Source organism: Nocardia sp. CA-107356, from assembly GCF_050946365.1.
Taxonomy (GTDB): Bacteria; Actinomycetota; Actinomycetes; order Mycobacteriales; family Mycobacteriaceae; genus Nocardia.
In genome coordinates this window covers 4642994-4660699 of sequence record NZ_CP191992.1, presented here as the reverse complement: position 1 = coordinate 4660699, position 17706 = coordinate 4642994, and the positions used below count along the sequence as shown (strand labels likewise).

19 protein-coding genes are annotated in these 17706 nt (G+C 63.4%); 16 read left to right on the top strand and 3 right to left on the bottom strand.

Annotated features, from left to right (window positions below; all coding sequences use genetic code 11):
* Positions 1-195: 195 nt before the first annotated feature.
* The 3 genes from ACQP1G_RS20840 (at position 196) to ACQP1G_RS20830 (ending at position 2540) form a co-directional block, all read left to right on the top strand.
* Positions 196-1062 (top strand): hypothetical protein, encoded by an 867-nt coding sequence (locus tag ACQP1G_RS20840; RefSeq protein WP_433206872.1) that lies wholly within the window; start codon positions 196-198, stop codon positions 1060-1062.
* Positions 1063-1180: 118 nt separating this feature from the next.
* Entirely contained in the window at positions 1181-1732 is a 552-nt protein-coding gene (locus ACQP1G_RS20835) for a hypothetical protein (protein ID WP_433206869.1), read from the top strand.
* Between the two features lie 265 nt (positions 1733-1997).
* Complete coding sequence (locus tag ACQP1G_RS20830; protein ID WP_433206866.1) at positions 1998-2540, top strand: hypothetical protein; 543 nt, start codon at positions 1998-2000, stop codon at positions 2538-2540.
* A gap of 244 nt (positions 2541-2784) precedes the next feature.
* On the opposite strand, the gene ACQP1G_RS20825 is transcribed toward ACQP1G_RS20830, so the two are convergent.
* Entirely contained in the window at positions 2785-2985 is a 201-nt protein-coding gene (locus ACQP1G_RS20825) for a hypothetical protein (protein ID WP_433206863.1), read from the bottom strand.
* Positions 2986-3351: 366 nt separating this feature from the next.
* On the opposite strand from ACQP1G_RS20825, the gene ACQP1G_RS20820 reads away from it, so the two are divergent.
* Complete coding sequence (locus tag ACQP1G_RS20820) at positions 3352-4263, top strand: hypothetical protein (protein WP_433206860.1); 912 nt, start codon at positions 3352-3354, stop codon at positions 4261-4263.
* 4 nt (positions 4264-4267) lie between these two features.
* Positions 4268-4507 carry a hypothetical protein gene (locus ACQP1G_RS20815; RefSeq protein WP_433206856.1) on the top strand — a complete coding sequence of 80 codons (240 nt, stop codon included), beginning with the start codon at positions 4268-4270 and terminating at the stop codon, positions 4505-4507.
* A gap of 356 nt (positions 4508-4863) precedes the next feature.
* On the opposite strand, the gene ACQP1G_RS20810 is transcribed toward ACQP1G_RS20815, so the two are convergent.
* Together ACQP1G_RS20810 and ACQP1G_RS20805 are read right to left on the bottom strand one after the other, a co-directional pair.
* Positions 4864-6306, bottom strand: coding sequence for a serine/threonine-protein kinase (locus ACQP1G_RS20810; protein ID WP_433206852.1), 1443 nt, complete (start codon positions 6304-6306; stop codon positions 4864-4866).
* Between the two features lie 248 nt (positions 6307-6554).
* A complete protein-coding gene (locus tag ACQP1G_RS20805; RefSeq protein ID WP_433206849.1) occupies positions 6555-6692 on the bottom strand; it encodes a hypothetical protein in 138 nt (45 codons plus the stop codon).
* On the opposite strand from ACQP1G_RS20805, the gene ACQP1G_RS20800 reads away from it, so the two are divergent.
* The 11 genes from ACQP1G_RS20800 to ACQP1G_RS20750 all read left to right on the top strand — a co-directional run bounded on the left by ACQP1G_RS20800 (position 6691) and on the right by ACQP1G_RS20750 (position 17442).
* Positions 6691-6897 (top strand): hypothetical protein, encoded by a 207-nt coding sequence (locus tag ACQP1G_RS20800; RefSeq protein WP_433206846.1) that lies wholly within the window; start codon positions 6691-6693, stop codon positions 6895-6897. The genes ACQP1G_RS20805 and ACQP1G_RS20800 overlap by 2 nt on opposite strands.
* 87 nt (positions 6898-6984) lie before the next feature.
* A complete protein-coding gene (locus ACQP1G_RS20795; protein ID WP_433208687.1) occupies positions 6985-7596 on the top strand; it encodes a DUF7178 family protein in 612 nt (203 codons plus the stop codon).
* Between the two features lie 17 nt (positions 7597-7613).
* On the top strand, positions 7614-8345 hold the full coding sequence (locus ACQP1G_RS20790) for a hypothetical protein (protein ID WP_433206843.1): 732 nt from the start codon (positions 7614-7616) through the stop codon (positions 8343-8345).
* Positions 8346-8518: 173 nt separating this feature from the next.
* Positions 8519-8866, top strand: a complete 348-nt coding sequence (locus tag ACQP1G_RS20785) for a hypothetical protein (RefSeq protein ID WP_433206840.1) — start codon at positions 8519-8521, stop codon at positions 8864-8866.
* 602 nt (positions 8867-9468) lie between these two features.
* Complete coding sequence (locus tag ACQP1G_RS20780) at positions 9469-10647, top strand: AAA family ATPase (RefSeq protein ID WP_433206837.1); 1179 nt, start codon at positions 9469-9471, stop codon at positions 10645-10647.
* Complete coding sequence (locus ACQP1G_RS20775; RefSeq protein WP_433206834.1) at positions 10644-12260, top strand: VWA domain-containing protein; 1617 nt, start codon at positions 10644-10646, stop codon at positions 12258-12260. Before ACQP1G_RS20780 ends, ACQP1G_RS20775 begins: the two co-directional genes overlap by 4 nt.
* 39 nt (positions 12261-12299) lie before the next feature.
* Positions 12300-13373 carry a DUF6744 family protein gene (locus ACQP1G_RS20770; protein WP_433206831.1) on the top strand — a complete coding sequence of 358 codons (1074 nt, stop codon included), beginning with the start codon at positions 12300-12302 and terminating at the stop codon, positions 13371-13373.
* Between the two features lie 698 nt (positions 13374-14071).
* Positions 14072-14791: a hypothetical protein gene (locus tag ACQP1G_RS20765; RefSeq protein WP_433206828.1), complete on the top strand. Its 720-nt coding sequence runs from the start codon at positions 14072-14074 to the stop codon at positions 14789-14791.
* Positions 14775-15029, top strand: coding sequence for a hypothetical protein (locus ACQP1G_RS20760; protein WP_433206825.1), 255 nt, complete (start codon positions 14775-14777; stop codon positions 15027-15029). The genes ACQP1G_RS20765 and ACQP1G_RS20760 overlap by 17 nt, the downstream gene beginning before the upstream one ends.
* A gap of 613 nt (positions 15030-15642) precedes the next feature.
* Complete coding sequence (locus tag ACQP1G_RS20755) at positions 15643-16383, top strand: hypothetical protein (protein ID WP_433206822.1); 741 nt, start codon at positions 15643-15645, stop codon at positions 16381-16383.
* 87 nt (positions 16384-16470) lie between these two features.
* Positions 16471-17442, top strand: coding sequence for a hypothetical protein (locus ACQP1G_RS20750; RefSeq protein ID WP_433206819.1), 972 nt, complete (start codon positions 16471-16473; stop codon positions 17440-17442).
* Positions 17443-17706 lie beyond the last annotated feature (264 nt).

The following is a 17706-nucleotide window of genomic DNA, read 5'->3' as shown; positions in this document are numbered from 1 at the left end:
CCCATGACGACAAGCCAAAACCGATGAGCACCAACCCATTAAGGCCGCAACCAGCTGCCGGTTGGCGCCAGTCAACCCAGGTGAGCCACTGTTGCGGTATCTGCCCGCCGAGTTCGATCTATGGTGGGCGCGACGACCGTCCGCCGACCCCACCCGCTTCCCGATCCCCCGATTCTGACCTGGAGGTTCCACGTCGTGTCTGACCACGTCGATCCCGCCACGGTGATCGCAGCCACCTACGGCGCCTATGCGATCCCCGGCCGCCGCTACCCCCGCACTCTGCCACCGGAGTTGGAGCCCTGGTACCTCTACACCGGCGATGGCGGCCACAGCATCCTGATCACCCTCGGCGGCGAAAGCGAGGCGGTCGCGGTCCCGGTCAAAGCGGTCCTGCGCGCAGGCTGGACCCTCACTGCCAAGGGCTACGTGCGCTGCGATCTGCCCTATGACCCCGACCGCGGGCTGATCACCGATCCCGACGACGACGAATACGACGACGCCACCTCGGCCACCGACACCACCTCCGCCACCCCGTTGCACCGGTACGCCGTCGGCGAGCTCTACCACCCGAACCGCACCCACTGGCCCGACGGAGCATTTCACTGGGAGCTGTCCGAGCAGGGCGCCTCGATGGTGATATTCATGGCAGCACCCACCGACACCGAAGTCATCGCGGTGAAGAAGGGTGCCGCCCGTTTCGCGCTGCTCGCGGGCCAGCACGCTCTCATCCTCGCGCACCGGTTCGACCCGATGCCCTGGTCCGACGCTCCCTGGCAGGTGGTGCGCCAGACCAACGCGACCGCCGGTCTGCCGCTCATCGGAGCAGACGGTCGCCTGAGGGTGACCGTCTTCCTGGTCGACGCCAACACCGGGATCATCGCCGCCATACGCGGCACCACCTGGACGGCCCGATTCGTCGAGGCCGTGCGCGCCGCCATCCGCACCCAGTCACTCAACCACTCCACCGAAGCCCAAGGAGCCGCCGAGATCAACGCTTGGTACCAGCGGTACCCCACCAGCGACAAACTGGTCGCGGCCGCAGATATCAACACTCGCGGCTGAGAATCCGTCTCTCACCGGCGAAGGCGACGGGTACCGCAAGTACGACCCGAAACGCAAAGCCAGCATCATCCTCCGACCGCTCCCCAAGCCGAAGTCGCGAAGAGCAGGAGAAACCATGATGGATAAGGGCGAGTCGATCGCGGGCCTTCCGCACAACAGGGATGTCGACCCGGAGCAGGTCCGGGAAGCGTTCCACGCCCTGCGAGTCCCCGCCGATGCGGTGATATGCCCGTGGCCTGACGACGAATCCGTGGATCGTGCGGTTGCAGAGGCAGAACTCATCGTCATCCGCCGCACGGACGCGATGCGCGTTGTCATCACCCCGGATGCTAAAGCGGCGCTGACACGCTCGCCGCTGGGTGGCGACCTGGACCGCCAGTTGCACAGGGTCAGCCACAACGCCTTCAGACATTCGCGGGCGCAGGGACTGTTCTCCGCGTACTTGGAAGGAGGTAATCCGTATAAGGCGCTCATCGACGCGTATCAAGGTCTCGCCGACGCGTGTACGGCTCTCGCTGTGATGCGTCCTCACCGCCGCAGCGAAAACGTCGTGGTCACCTTGTGGTCGCAGGTATGCGACACAGTTCTGGCCATCGACAGGGGCCAACAGGAGTGGGTGCGGGTCGAAATCGGCACCGACCAGCAAGAACAGGACAAGCGAGATGGATAGTGACGATTTGGCGCGGCCGCTCGACCCGCAACCATGGGCAGTGTGCGAGGAAGACCAAAAGACATCGAACGAGACTTCACCGATGGCTTTCGCGGGTTGTTGAAACTCGATGAGGACGATGGAGACGAACCCGACTGGTGATGGTGCCCCGGACCGAAGGGGATGGTCCGGGGCGCCGTTGGGTAATGGCCGCTACCGCAGGTGTGGTTAACGGCGAAGTGACTGTACACAACCTGACTACTCCCGAGCCCGGCAACCGATTCCGATGCTATCCTCCGTCGCGCCACGATCGGCGCACCTGGTTTCCGGGCCCGGCACCCAGACTCCCGGCGAGTTGCTTTCCGACCCGACCAAGCCGCTCACCCGCGATGAAGCCCTCGCGTTATCGCTGGACCTGTCGCGGCGCAGCACCCCCGCGGAAGGCGGATTTTGCACCTTCCAACCCGTCGTCAACGGCGATGCCTGCCCCTGGAAACTCAACTGCGAGAACTGCGACAAGTTCGTGCTCTCCGGGGCAGACCTGCTCTACTGGCGCCGCAAGCAGGAGCAATGGCGCTCGATCGCCGAACGAGCACCCGACGACACCACCGCCGACCTGCACCAAGTGTTCGAACCCACCGCCCGCGCCATCGATGGCCTGGAAAAAGCGCTCGACGGCCTCGGCCTGCTCGAAGAAGCCTTGCAACTCGACATGCGCCGCCCCCAGGACTACTTCCACCGGATCTGGTCCACCGGATTCAAGGCCGCAGACCTGGCTGCGCTCGATACCACCGCGGACAGTATCGAACCCGAACTGGAGTCGGAATGAACGCCGCAAGCAGCACCGCCGTGTCGATCGACGCCCGCCGCGACGCGACGGACACCCTGCTCGAACGCGTCCGCAACGTCCTCGGGCAGATCAAGCGCGAGCGGGCCAAAGTCTCGTTCGCGTCCGTTGACGTCGCGCCGACGTGTCACGAACGTTCCTCTACCAGAACCCCGACGCCCGCAACCTCGTCGAAGAAGCCGCCGAAGCCGCCGAAACGAACCGCTCCCACGAGCGCACCACCCACTCAGCGCAGGTCGAGGCCAGCTGGCACGAGAGGGCGCTCAACGCCGAAGAAGCCCTCACCGCCGCCTACCGGGAGATCGCCCAGCAGCGAACGGCGATCGGCGAACTTCTTGGCCGAATCCGCGATCTCGAAGGCGACCTTCCCGAAGACGGCGTCCAACGACTGATCACCGAGAACACCACCCTGAAAAAAACAGGTCAACCAGCTCAACCAGGACAACCGGCGCCTTCAGGATCGACTGCAAGGCGCCCGCGACAACAACCGATTCCTCGACAACCGAATCGCCCAACTGGAAGCACAACCCATCGACGGCGCCGCCGATCAAGATTTCCCGTCCGGCTCGACCCTGATCCGGTTCACCGGCCCACCAGCCACCCTGGTCGGCGACAGTCGACACGGGTGAGTGAGGGAGGTCGGCCGGGCATCTTCGATTCGGCCGGATTGGGAGTGGTGCCCGCTGGTCCGGCGCGGTGGTCCAATTTCTGCGAGGTGCGTTCAGTAAGGGGCTGATACTCGCGCGGCTACCCTCAGGAGCTGGCGAACCAGTCGGCAGGCTACAGTTTCCACGTGGGGATCACTGACCAACCTCCGTGGACATCCGGTAAGTTGAAGAAATTCGGAAATGCGATTCGCGACCAGCGTGAAAAGTCCGATTCCGATGTGTCCTACAACGAAGTCATCATGTGGTACGGGGATCTAGCTACCTCCGTTCAGGAACTCATCAAGCAAATCGATCTCTCATCTGTCCTCGGCGACCAAATTCCCCAGGTTAGTTCGCGTCCAAAAACAATCCATACACTACGTCAGAAACTTATCGCGAATCCGCACTTGCAGCTTCCCAGTATCGTTGACTTGGCTGGAGTTCGCGTCGAGGCGGCGATGGATCTGGATGAACAAGACGATTTGGCAGTAACCATCGCCCGCGAATTAGTTCAGGATTTCGACGCAGTTGTCAGCGACACCCGAATTTCTCCCCACTCCGGCTATAGGGCGCTACACCTTCGTGCTAGGTTTCCCGCCGGCAGAGTCGAGATTCAGATCCGCACCGCACTTCAAAGCGCCTGGGCCAACCTTTATGAAACTCTCGCCGACAACCTCGGTAGGGAAATACGCTACGGAACACTTCCGACTAACTCTAAGGATCGGAGCGAAGTCGAAAAGGCGCTGAACCTGTCGGCGTCTTTCCGGAAGATCGAAGAACGCAAGCGGATACTCAGACAGTCCCACGCAGTGCAGGACCGCGCTTTCGATGAACTTGAGGCCGCGTTGATTAATGTCTTGAAACAGCTACCCGACAACGACTTCGTTCAGCGGAGTACGCACACTGCGAATTTGGAGAAATGCCGCGTTGACCGAGAAGCAGAGAGTCGCAGGCGGCAGATAGATGGCGCAGCCAACGACAGTAATGATGAGCAACTCATCCGAAAAATGAAGTCGATGGAGGAATTCATCGCCAGAAGGCGGCGAAAGGGAGCGTGAAAGCATGTCAGGTTTTCTCATTATCTACAAAAGGCAATCGGGTGAGTATCAAATCGTCGAGTATGACGGAGAGGACGGTCACAGGGCGGCGCTGAACCAGCGTCTTGCTTTAGAATCGGAAGGCGAATTAACCGAAATGGAATTCGAAATTGCAGCTCTTTCCTCTGATTCACTTGAGAGCATCAAAAAAACACACTCCAGGTACTTTCACGGAAAAGAAGTCCAATTCATCGCACTTCAATAGCGGGTCACATGACGGTCGTTCGCACAGTTTCTACCGTGCCCTCTGAGGTCAATGGCCGGCGCGTTACCGACGGAGGCGTTCTTCTTCAACGTCAGCAGGTTGATCACCGAAGCGGTGAGCTGAAGTCGCCCCTCCAGATCGGCGCAGCGCGCCAGTAGCTCAGGGTGCTTGGCCTTCAGCCCGTCGTAGTCGGGGTTCCCGTAGAATTCGCCGAATTTCGGGCGGATTTGAGGGATCCCGCAGCGAACGGCGTCCTGGCAGCCCAGGGTGCGGCTCCTCCCACTGAGATCCGCAGGATGTCAATTGAGTAGCAGAAATACGCCTTGACCAGCGCATATGTTGCATTTCCACCGTAACTACGACGACCCTAGCAGGGTATGGAAATCGCTGACGATATGGTCCGCTGTCAGCGGTTCGTCCTCGGAAATGAACGGGAGAACCTTGGGACCTGGCTCATGTTGCTTGTCCACGAGCTGCCACAGCCTGGCGACCGAGAGAACCTTCTCATCCGATCCCGTAATGCCCCACAGCCGTCGCAACCACCTACCTGCGCCACCCTTTTCGACGACGTACACCAGATTCGCGACGAGCGTATCGGTGGAGATCAAGCCCTTCGGCAAGTCACTCCGCTTGCGTCCGGTGGAGATCATGCCAGCCAGCAACGGATAGGTCGGTGTCGGTGGCATGTCTTGGCCGAATTCGACGGCAAGCACCATCACGTACTCGTTCCAAATCACACGCCAGTTGGCACCCTCGTCGAAGGGCGAACGCTCATAGACGAACTGATCCTCGAACACCGGCCGCAGAAGCTCGGCTGCTTCCGCGACGATGTCATCCAAGTCGAAGAGGGCTTGCTTACGGAGGTCTTCGACTTCGCGGCGCTTTCTGTCGCGACGCGCTTGTTCCGCATGTTTGGCGTTCGTTTCCTCATCGATCCGACGCGCCGTCACAGCAATGCTCTCCTGAACAGGAGACGCCAGAGGTTTCGATACCTTGCGGAGAGCTTCGATCACTGCGCGAGCGTCGGCATGCCGTCCAGAGGGCTCCTTGCTCAGCAGGCGCCCGACCAGCCGGTGCAGCAGGATTGGAAGCTCCTCGGGCAACGGTGGCGGCATCTCCTCCAGATGCTGGCGATGAAAGTCCTCGGTATCCGGACCCTCGAAAGGCTTCCGACCAGTGAGCAGCTCGTAGGCGACGATCCCCAGCGAGTACAGATCCGTCTTCGCAGTCGCGATGCCGCGTTCGATGTACTCCGGCGCCATATACTCGAACGTGCCCTCGCCGCGCCGGGTCGCAGTCGAAGTCCGTTCGGAGAGATCACGCGAGATGCCGAAGTCGGTCAGGCACCACCGGCCGTCGACCAGCAGTACATTGCCCGGCGTCAGATCTCGATGAACAACTGCTACCTCGGCTAACTGCTGTAGTCCTGAAGCGATCTGGCAGAGAATATCGATTTTCTCAGCGAGTGGCATAGACCCGGCCGAGTTCTTGATCCTCTCTCTGAGGCTCTCAGATGCCAGCGGCATAACGATCCAGATCGTCTCGTCGGCCACGGCGAACCCGTGGTGGAGCACCAAATGATCTCGGCTCGTCGCAGCGCTGAGCTTCCTGCCGATTTCGATTTCGCGACTGTGGATTCGTTCCGCCAGAGATCCAGATCCGATCTCAACGACCTTCACCGCGACAGACGAACCGTCGCTCGCGTGCCCACGATAAACAATCCCCGCGCCACCCCTGCCCACGACAGAGTGTTCATCGTATTGCCAGACAACACCATTGGTGTCCTCGACGGTTTTCACGTGACTCGCTTTCGCACCAATCAGGGCAGGCCATCCGTACCTCGGTGAGGTATCCGGCCCTGCACCGTACACAACGGCACCGACAAGGAGGCCGGGAACAGCTACAGGCAACTCGAACAACAGCTTTCACCAACGAGTTGAGGGTGGCACCGCGCAGCGGTGCCGCCCTCAACTCACTTCGGCACAGACCCTAGCTCGGTTTCCAGATCATCACCATTATGGTCGCGCCTGAGAGAATTTTGGACGGCTCATACCAGCTCGTTGACAAGCGCGATGACAGGATCAAGCGCGGCGCCATCGCTTCGGCCATCAACCTCATCGAGGCGACGGCCCGATATCTGGGCACGCAGCTGCTCACCGCCAAACTGCTGACCGACTTCGGCCATGGGCGACGTTCCGCCGAAGTATCGCGCCGCTGTGCTGCTTGGCATCCACTACATCCCGGTCATCACCCGGTTTGCCACTCGTATGTGGTTGCGGCGGCACAGCTTCCGAAAGTTCGCTGTCGCGCTGTTCGGTCACCACACCACCCATGGCGGATTCTGGCGCAGCGCCGGAGGCGATATCGACCGCGTCGACGCTCAGCCGTAGCGCTACAGGCACCACTTTCAGCCGAAGCAGCACCGTTCTTCGACGCATGACTGCACCTCGGCGGTTTCACTCACGAGGAGGCCTGAGATAGCCCGTCCTACCGCGTTCAACAAGACAGCCACCACCGAACGCGAAGCTATCAATTCGATTCTCAAAGTCTGGGGCCACGCTACAGGCGAACAGATCTCGGCCGGACACACCTGGTATCGAGATGCATTCATCCTGGCAACCAAGGTGTCCGAGATCGCCGATATCAGCCTCGAACGTGCCGCTTGCGTCATTGCCGCGCTGAGCCCGCGCACGACGTGGGAGCGAAACGTCGTGGCAGCACTCGCAATCGCCAACGGCGAGCCCGTGCCCGCGACGTTGCCCGCCAATGTTGCCCGCGCGAACCTGGCGATGACCGCTGCCGATCCATGGTCGATCTTCACCCCGCACAGCCGCAAGATCCTCAACTTCACGAAGAACATCCTCGGCGACGAGTCTGCGGTGACCGTAGACATGTGGGCCTCGCGCATAGCTGGAATCACCGAGATCGAGCTGGCCCGCGCCGGAGTGTACGAGGCAGTGGCACACGCATACACACGCGCAGCAGCCCACCGTGGCGTCTCGCCCGCAGTCATGCAGGCAACGACATGGATCATCGTCCGCGCTACCAAGCGCCCGCAGACGAAAGTCGTTGAATACGTACACCTTTAGGCAGGTTGAAGACAAATATGTCCGACAACGGTCAACGTGCGGCATCCGCTATCGACACAGCAGATTCCGAATACACCCTCGACATCCATCTCCTCGCCACTGTGAAGGTACGCGCCAAGGATCTCAACGCCGCGCGCCGAAAGCTACGCACCGAGCTCGGAGCTATCGATCTGCCGGACTATGCGGGTCGGGTCACCGATCACATCGACGTGTCCAGTATCGAATTTCGTGGCGCGGTAAGGGCTTTCGCGCCGAGATCCTCGCCGGAGGAGCAGTCCGCCGAGGCTTTCTACGACGGCGGCGGGTTCGAGCTGATGGAGCGGTTGATGGTGCATGGCCACGATCTTCCGCTGCTGTTTCGCCCAGTGCAGCTCTCACCGTCCGGTGAGGATATGCGCCCGATGACCCCGCACAAGCTGGACGCGTTCATGGGTGTCGACCATGTGATCCGTGTAGGGCTCGCCAGCGAGGTGTGCGTGGAACCGGAGATCGACGCCCCCGAAGTCTTCATCGAGGACGATGTCCTGCGCATAGCTAGCCGCGGCGATGAGGCGTGGGAGCCGGTCACAGGTTTCGGCGACTCCGACAAACCGATCATGCCATCGCCGGTGCCGATCAGCGACAAGCTCGCCGAGCTCATCCTGCGACGGCCTGGCCTATACGTCCAGGTCCACAGCGGTTGCCCGGATCACTCCCGGCTTGTGCTGCATTGTGACGATTCCGAGCAGGTGTGGGCGGCGAAGGGATGACCGCCACGCCCCGACCCGCCGCCGCGAACCAAACGAGAGGACAACAGTGAACCAGTACCGCATCACGACCGTCGACGGCAACCACGTCAACCGCGAGGCCGACGGCCCGATGGACGCACTCACCATCTTTTACAGCGATTACACCTTTGGGGAGCAGGCCGGAGGTTGCTCGCGTGGAACTGCTCGCCGAGCTCGCGGATGAGAACGCGGCCTGGCGTGCCGCCGCCAGTGACTATTCCCATCTCCCTTGCGACCTCGTCGTCATTCAATGGCGCCGCACCGACGAATACTGCGCCAACCTCACCGGCAAAGACCTCCACGACCTGGCCGTCGCGCTCGGAAAGCCGGTCGCCGAAATCGTCGAGGACGACGTGGTCGAGCGACTCGGCGAGTTCCTCGATTCCGGGGAGGATCCCAACTCCAACTTCCACACCGGCAATACCGAGCGAACTCCGCTGATGGTGCACTTCGCCCCCGGCGCTACACCCGTCGACGACGACGCTCCAGACGTCGATCAGTAGACGGCCTGCAGCCGTGATGCTCCAAACCTTTTCGGTCCGTGCGAGCGGGAGTTCCGGTATACGACAACAGTAATGAGGCCATCACGTTGGCCGCCCTGAGCGGTCCCCGATGACGCGACCACCTGGTCTCATTTATCGGGGACGGGCCAGCCGCATGCTTGTTTCCAGCCTGGACAGAAGGGCAAACGATAGTGGAATCCGCCGAATTTGTCGCGCTGGCAACCGATATCGCCACTCATCTCGAAGACACCTGGACCGCGACTATCTGATCCCAGTAAATATCTCTGTCCGTCGACGACAGCGAGCGCGTCTACATCAACCGCCGGTGACCACGGCCCGCGCCGGGACAAAGAGAAGGCTCTCGTAGTCGCCGAACATTCCTTTCGGTACATACCGGTCATACGTTCGCGATCACGTGCCACCAAGACGAAGCGGCGCAGCGGATCGCCTGTCTCGTCTGTCTCCCCGCGGCCACCCTCTTCCCGCGCATCACCGAGCCTCGAGCCCCGATCTTTCACCTCAAGCCCCTCACCTCTTTCTCGGAGAACAGAACTATGACCAGTACAGATCTTCAGCCATACACACCTGTGGCAGCACCGTCGATGGCTACGCGATTGCAGGCCGTCGTCGCGGAGTTGTCGGCAGAGTTTCTCGAACGCGACGCCGTGGTGCGCGCCATCGTGATCGCGATGCTCGCCGGACAGCACTCATTTCTGCTGGGACCACCCGGCACCGCGAAATCGGAGCTGTCGCGGGCATTGACCGCACGGATCTCCGGTGCCCGCCGGTGGGAGTTCCAGATGTCGAAGTTCACCTCACCCACCAAAATGTTCGGTCCCATCGACGTCGCCGCGCTCACCCAAGGTGAATACCGGCAGATCCTCGACGGCCGCGCCACCACCGCCCACATCGCGTTCATCGACGAAATCTTCAAATGCAACCTCGGCGCTCTCAACGAGATGTTGTCGTTCCTCAACGAACGCCTCTACATCCCCGAATCCGGTGGCGACCCCGTCGTATGCCCGCTGATCAGCGCTGTCACCGCCAGCAACGAGCTGCCTGCCGGTGAGGAAGCCGCCGCCATCTGGGACCGGCTCACGGTCCGCCTCGTCGTGGACTACCTCACCCGGCCCGCCAGTTTCGACACGCTGCTGCGCTCGGCTGTCGCGGCGCCGGCGGCGACGGCCGTGCCGACCACTATCGACCTGTCGGAGCTGCAGCGTGCGGTCACGGTGGAGGTTCCCGCAGTCGCCGTGCCCGACGGGATCATCGACACGGTAAGCGCGTTGCGCGAACAGCTGGCCGAGACCGGGGTTGTGGTCTCCGACCGGCGATGGCGCCAGAGCGTGCGACTGCTGCAGGCCTCGGCCTGGCTCGATGCCCGTGATCAGGTCACCGACAACGACCTGGCGATCCTGACACATGTGCTGTGGTCGACCCTGGCCCAGCGTGAAACCGTCAACGCCGCCGTGGTGACCATGATCAACCCCGACGCCGCCGCTGTACTGGATGAGCAGGAAGCCCTCCAAGAACAGATAGCGCAGTTCAACACCAAGCTGGGCGGGGACCCCAGCGTTCTCAACAACTGGGCTATCAACGAGGCGCTGCCGAAGCTGCGTGCAATAGAGGACCGCCTGACAGCGCTGAAAACCGCCGCGCAGACCGCCGGTCGGGCCACCGACACCATCGACGAGGTCATGGCCCAGCGCGCAGCTTTCGACAGCCAGATCATGGTCGACGTCTTGAAAATCAGGACGCCGCGGACGGGGGCAGCACAGTGAGTACTCGCCTATCCCGCACGATCGCCGAACTCACCCGCAAGGCCGGGCAGTGGCTCGGGCTCACCGACCCACCACCGCGGCACGACCATGTCGTGGTCGGCGACCGTTTCGACGACGACGCCTGGACCAAGACCCGCAGCGAGGCGACCGCCCTCACCGACCTCGAGTCCGAGCTGACAGCGCAGCTTCCCCACGCCACTGATCTGCTGCGCGACTTGTTCGTGCTGGCGATCAAACACTCTGCGACCCTGCGTGATTGCGATGACATCGAGGCCTCGCGGGTGCCGCACCACGCGATCATCGACGCGATCGTACGGACACCAGAGTTCGCCCAGTTGCACCGCCACACCGTCGGTGACCGGTACGCCTCGGCGATGGCGGTGCTCGCGCAGGCGCCGATCATCCGCGAGATGCTTGACAACCACAGCACCGACGCGATGACCGCCGCCGATACCGCCGACCAGCAACAGCAGGCCGCGGCCGCCGCGGCGGCCGCCGTCGCCGACGCGTTAGTCCAGGCTTCGGCCGCCAGCATCGACGACGTGGTGCCCGCCGATCTCTCCACCGCAGTAGAGGGTGCAGTCGAGGCCGCCGAGGCCGCGCACCGCGCCGCCGAAGACGCCCACGCCGACGCTACGGTGGCGGCCGCAGCGCTGGGCGCCGCCCTGCGTGCCCCGCTGCGTGCCGCAGCGGCCGAGGCCGCCACCGCCGCCCGGGCGGAACGAACGTTGATGGATGCCTGGCAGATTTCACCGGATCGGTTGCAGCGCATGTCGTTCGACGAACGCACACGGCTCGCGCAGCGGCTACGGTCGGGGCGGATCGGCGACTATGCCGAGTTGATCGGCCGTTTCCGGATGGTCGCGGGCGCCCAGGATGCGTCGCGCTCGGACCACGGCCACGACGAGCTGGCTGGTGTTACCCGCGGCGATGACCTGTCCCGCCTCGTTCCCGGCGAGCTGACTGCGCTCGCGGTGCCCGCGTTGCGGGCACAGTTCGCCGCCCGCTACGCCGACGCCGCGCTGAACCTCTACGAGATTGTCGGTGACGCACCGCAAGGACTCGGTGCGATCATCGCGGTCATCGACTGCTCGCACTCGATGAGTTGGACCCATCCCGGCCCAGGCGGGAAACCGGTGTCACGGGAGGCGTGGGCCAAGGCCTGCGCACTGGCGCTACTCGACCAAGCCCGCCGCCACGACCGCGATTTCGTCGCCGTCCTGTTCTCGAGTCCCGGCGACCTGGATGTGTTCCGGTTCCCCGCCGCCGAACCCGCCCCACTCGACCGGGTCCTGGACATGACCGACTGCTTCCACGACAACGGCACCGACTTCAAGCCCCCACTCACCGCCGCCGCCGACATCATCGCCGAGCAGTACAACACCCGTCACACCCCACGCGGCGACATCGTGCTCATCACTGACGGCGAGGACAAAGTCGACGACAAGTGGCTCTGCGACTGGAGTGCCCGCAGATCAGCTCTCGGATTCCGGGTGTTCGGGATCTCCATCAAGACCCAACCCAGCCACACCCTCACAACCCTGTGCGACAACCTTCGCATTGTCGACGAACTCACCCCCACCGCCGCCGCCGAACTGTTCCACACCATCTGACACCCACCGGCGTCCTCCAATCGAAAGCACCCACCAGAGATGACTTCCACCACCACACCCCCGCACCCCGCCCTGGCACCGCCGACCTCCTCGACCGGCGCGCGAAACCTACTCACCGATTACGACGCCACCATCAGCCAGGGCCCGACTCTGGGATACATCGTCATGTACAGCGTGTTCGGTGGAGAAGTCACCCATGAAACCGCGACCGCCTGGTTCCGCGAACTTCGCCTCGATCAAGCGATGCTGCCGGGAAAACTGCGGCTCGACAACGCCTTCGAACGTGTCACCGGCAGCGACGGTGTCCACGACACCTACAACCTGGCCGACCTCGACACCCCCGATCCGCTCACCGCCACCCCGTCGGTTCCGGCACCAGCAGCACGTGTCCGGTCGGCAAATCTCATGATCCGCCACGTCAACCGCAGCACCACCAAGATCCTGCGACACATCGTGCGCGAGGTCTGTGACGAGACCGCCGCCGAACTGGCCTACGACCCCTACCTCGGGGAGGTCGAGTTCCGTCGCGCCTTCGGCCGCGACGGTGACGGCACGCTCACGGTCACTCTCGACCACGCCGCGATCGCGAACCTGCCCGACGCCGAGCAGGCGCGGGTACACGCAATGGCCGACAAGATCTGGGAACGCTACCGCTGGCAATGCACCTACCTCGGCTCCGACCGGGTGCGCGCCCTGCTGCTCAAATACATCCGCACCCTCGACGCCATCGCCGTACGCCCCACCGGCGGCGTGTATTTCGTCAACGCCGACCACACCAGCGTTCTCACCAGACTGGGCGAATTTGTGGACCGCGTCGGCGGCGGTAGCATGCTCATCCACGTCCCGCTGCCCGACCAAGCCCAGAACCGGCAACTGGTGATCCAATCGTTCGTCACCTCCGCCAGCGACGAACTACGCAAACTCTCGATCGATATCGCCGACGCCCGCCGCAACGGCATCAACCCCAACCAGCTCACCGCCCTGCACCAGCGCTACCTCGCGGTCCAAACCCGCACCGCCCGCTACTCACAACGCCTCGAAACCAGCCTCACCACAACCGAAGCGGACCTGGAACTGGTCCAGCGCCAACTCAGCGACCTGATTGCGCGCTGAACCCTCCACCAGCTACTCCGCTCGGCCCCGACCGCCGCCCTCCGAGCGTAATGCGGATCTCAGCAACGGGTTTCGCACCGATCGCCGTCGCCACCATCCACCTGCGTCCGCTGTCACGCTGATCGCGACTGCGGCCCGCGCGCCGAACCTGAGCCCGACACCGGCGGCGGTCCGATCAGCGCGCGATGGAAAGCAGGAGCACCCACCCAACTCGGCCAGCAGTACGCCACGTTCTCGGTCCGGCACGCTGGGCGAGAGCGTTCACGCCGCACTGAGCACCACCTTCACCTACGCCGGCAGCGGCATGAGTCTGATTCCGCTCCACCGCCTCACAATCGCCACATACCCCGAATCCGCCCCGGATTAGATCCTGGGCTTCATCGGGGCGGTACATGGTCACCATTTCGATGAAGGGCTTGCCGAGCTGCGGCGGCGTTTCAGCGCCGCCGATCCCGAGGTACTGCCCTACTTCGAGCCCGGAACCGACCGCTTCACTTGCTGAGCACGCCCAGCGCTAACACAACGCCGAAACCTCATATCAGGCAGGTAATTTCGGTCGTGACAATCGCTCCAGTCCAGGACCTGGTCACGAGCTCGCTGCAAGCCGGTCTCGCGCCCACCTTCAATAGTCACAATCCCCCATCGGGCCGGTGATCGTTCAACTCCACCCACCCACCACCTATTCCAAGGTCCCTACCATGCTCGATCCCACGACCACCGCAGCGCTCCCGCCGCCCTCGCCAGCGCAGGACACTGTCCCCGCCACCGCACGACAAACCCGCCCGGCCACTGCTTGTCGATGTCATCGCCGAGTACTCGAACCCCGAAGCGAACACCACCATCCATCGCCTCGCCCCGACGAAACCCGATGGCAGACAGTCACATCCGAATACGCCGCCGCCACCCGATGGGTCTACACCGGCCCCGAGGACTACCACGGTGTCCTCACCACCGACAGCAACGGCCACCACCGCGGCACCATCCACAGTCCCGGCGGCGGACCCGGTCCGCTCACCGATGACCTGCTCTCCCCGGTCCTCGACGAGTCCAAGCTGGCGGTGGAAGGCATGATCGCCCTCGAGATCGGCGCCCACAACGGGCGTGCTCTCGTGTGGCGTCGACTCGGGCCCGACCCGCGCATCGACGCTGCCGAGGTCCACCACTACGAAGGCCCGTTCGACTTCTCCGCGGTCATCGACGTCGGCATCGACGGCGTCATCCGGCTCACCGTCTTCGGCCGACGCGAACCCATCTGCCACAACGAACCAGTCGACTCGGTGGCCATCGGCAAAGCCGACGCCCTCGCGGTCATCCGAACCCACATCGGATCGGCCACCCAACTCGAAACCTACACATCCACCACGATCCACCCCGGATCCCAACCGAAAGCGACCGCACACGATGGCCGAACTGAGTGAGCAGAGCTGGGACGGGATCACCTCATTCCTCGCCAACAGCCAAGCGAACTGGACGGTAGCCGCCGACATGGATTGCCAGACCGCGCAACTGTTCGCCGACATCGCACTCGAAGCGCACATGCCCGCATCAGCCGCCGACTGGCTCGACTCCCACCGCACCGGACACGACGGAGGCCGCTGCGAGCTGGATAAACCAACCTCACAATTCTCCGACATCGACCGCGCGCGAGGTGCGTAAGCACCGAAACCGGAGTGCTTGCAGACGTGTTCAACGTTGTTGAACACGCTCGACATGCCGCTGCGTCGAAGGTGCGCTCTGTGCGCCGGTACTCGCATGTGCTGCCTTGTCTCCCTTCTGCCGAGGAGTTAGCGCTGCCATGACCAGCAGCAAACCGACGCCTGTGCGCCCTGCACACGGCCATCCTCACAACACCAGACCAAGCCCTGCTCCCACGGGCCGCTACGGCTGGACTACCTCTCGCCGCTCTTCCGGCCGAACACGACTCCCCCGCACCGGCCGTGAAGGTGATGGACAACCGCCTGGTCCGGGGCCGCACTCCTCGATCGAGGAAGGCCCTTCCGACCAGGACTGTCCACCACCGCCGCAACAGGACCCCGACGCAGGCCAAGCACCGTGCTGAGCCGAACGGCGGCACGGTCATCCACGTTCCCGGCATCCGTCGAAATGCATGGTTGTCCATCGACGTCGGCTGCCTGCGCGACCCACACGCGTCCCGCCCGACTCCGGTCGTCGACCGACCAACCATGCCACTTCTTGCGACTGTCCCCACTGCTATGAACCGCAGGTCCTCGTGGGATCGCCCCGAACCGACCTCGGTCAGGAGCGCCGCATGAACGCCGCCCACTCACCCTCTTCCCGCCACCGGCCGGTCGCAGGCACAACCAGCCACGCCGAAGCCGTGGCATCGGTGCTCGCAACCGCCTACACCCCTGGTGACCAAAACATCTCGGTGCGACCGCGATCGGCAGGAATCGACACGATTCATATCGATGTCCGCCGCGAAATCTACCGGTTCGTCATCGACGTCCCCGCCGCCCACGCCGTCCAGGTCGCCGCTGTTTTAGCTGGTCTCACCGCACCGCAACCCCAGACCGAGGACCACGACTGGGTCCAACTCGGCCGCGACGGATTCAACGCCGGATTGGAACACCCATCACCGCTGGCCAATCCCACTGTCGCTGCGGCCATCTCCGCAAACATGTCCGAACCCGACCGCGTCGCCGAGATCACCGCGCAATACCGACGCGGCTGGGACGCAGCCTCCGAGGACAGCGCACGAGCCGGGCTTCCGTATTCATATACCGCACCCAACCAACCCGCCCCGCCGAGCCAACCCGTCTATTTCGTGTGGGACCACCAGCACGACGAGGCGGTCGCGATCCTGCGCGAGCACGGCCACACCCCGTGGCGTCGCTACCGTGCCCTCAGCGCCGACGGACATGCCCGCCTCGTGTCACCGCGATGGGTCAAGCAGCAACAGCCCGCGACCACGGCGCAAGCTGCATATCTGCTCCAGCAGATGATCCTCGCCGGCTACCGCCCACATGTCCTGGCATCCATGCCGAACTAACCCACCAGTCCGCCCGGTTCGCCTCTTCTGTGGTAGCGGTGCACGCCGGTCCGAACCTGCGATCACTGAACTCTCGAGGCTCCCCCGATGACCGATTCTTTCGACACACAGCCGGCATTCTTCGATGTCGAGCTCGCCCGCGTTATCACCGCATGCCGCAACCATGACCATCACCTCACCGACAGCGAATCCCGCACCCTCGCAGCGGCATACGCCCAGCAGGGCACACCACTGGCGAACTGGGGCACAGGCATCGATGTCGCACATACCGCACGCTTGTTCACTGACACACGGCGGCTGCTCGATGCGGCCAGCATCCTGGCTGATGACACACGCACTGCCTTGTGCGCGCTGGCCGAATACCTCCGTGACCGCGCCCGCGGGGTGCCCACCCGCGCGGACTACGAGCATGAACTCATCCAGATCTATGCCCGCGAAATCGCCTTCCTGCGCGCCCGGGGGCATATGCCATACATCGCCAGGACCGGCTTGGGCGGCAGCTGCACCGGGCTAGCGGCATCTCTGAACGACAAGCACGAGCTCTATGCCACCAACGGTGATGCCTGCCTGGTCGGCAGTGAAACCGAGGAGAGGCCTGGACCGTGGTCGGTGGGCATCTACGAAATCGACACCGGCCATGCCACGACCGACGCCGTGCACCCTTGCTTGGCCACCGCATACTCCGACGCGGTCGCAGCGCTTCCTCGACCTCGCGCCCGCACTCCACTACATCTGCTGCGGCGGATCGCGACGGCGCTCCGCCTTTACCGAAAAGGACCCCACCAGGTGAAAACGACCCTGCACCTACCGGCTCATTTCGCTGATCGCCTCGATCAGATCGTCGGCCTCGATGCCCAAGGCTGCGTAGTGATCGACGACCGCTCGGTCGGCCTGGTGGCGCTGACTGCCTGCTGCCACGCCTACGGGAAGGGCTCGGCCCATTCAACCAGCGGCGTCAGCTGCCGCGCCTGCCACAACGACGTCGACATCAAACACGCCGGAGGCGATGTCGAGGTGGCCATCGGCCGCGACAACATTGACATCGTCATCGAATCCTGACCTTGATATTCGGGCAGACTCGAGCCCGAAAGTGCGTTTCCGCCACCGTGTAATTCATCCTTCCAGCGGCGGAATTCCTCGCTGTCCACGTCATCGGCGGACCTGTGACTTCCTCGACACCAACGCCACCGTCTGTCCCGTCAGCGCGGTGCCGGTCTGTCGGGACTGCGATGAGCTTTGAGGAAGCGGTGGTAGACCTCGACCCCTTACTCCCATCGGTGCCCGAGTGACTCCCGCGCCTCGACATCGCCGATCTGCCCATCT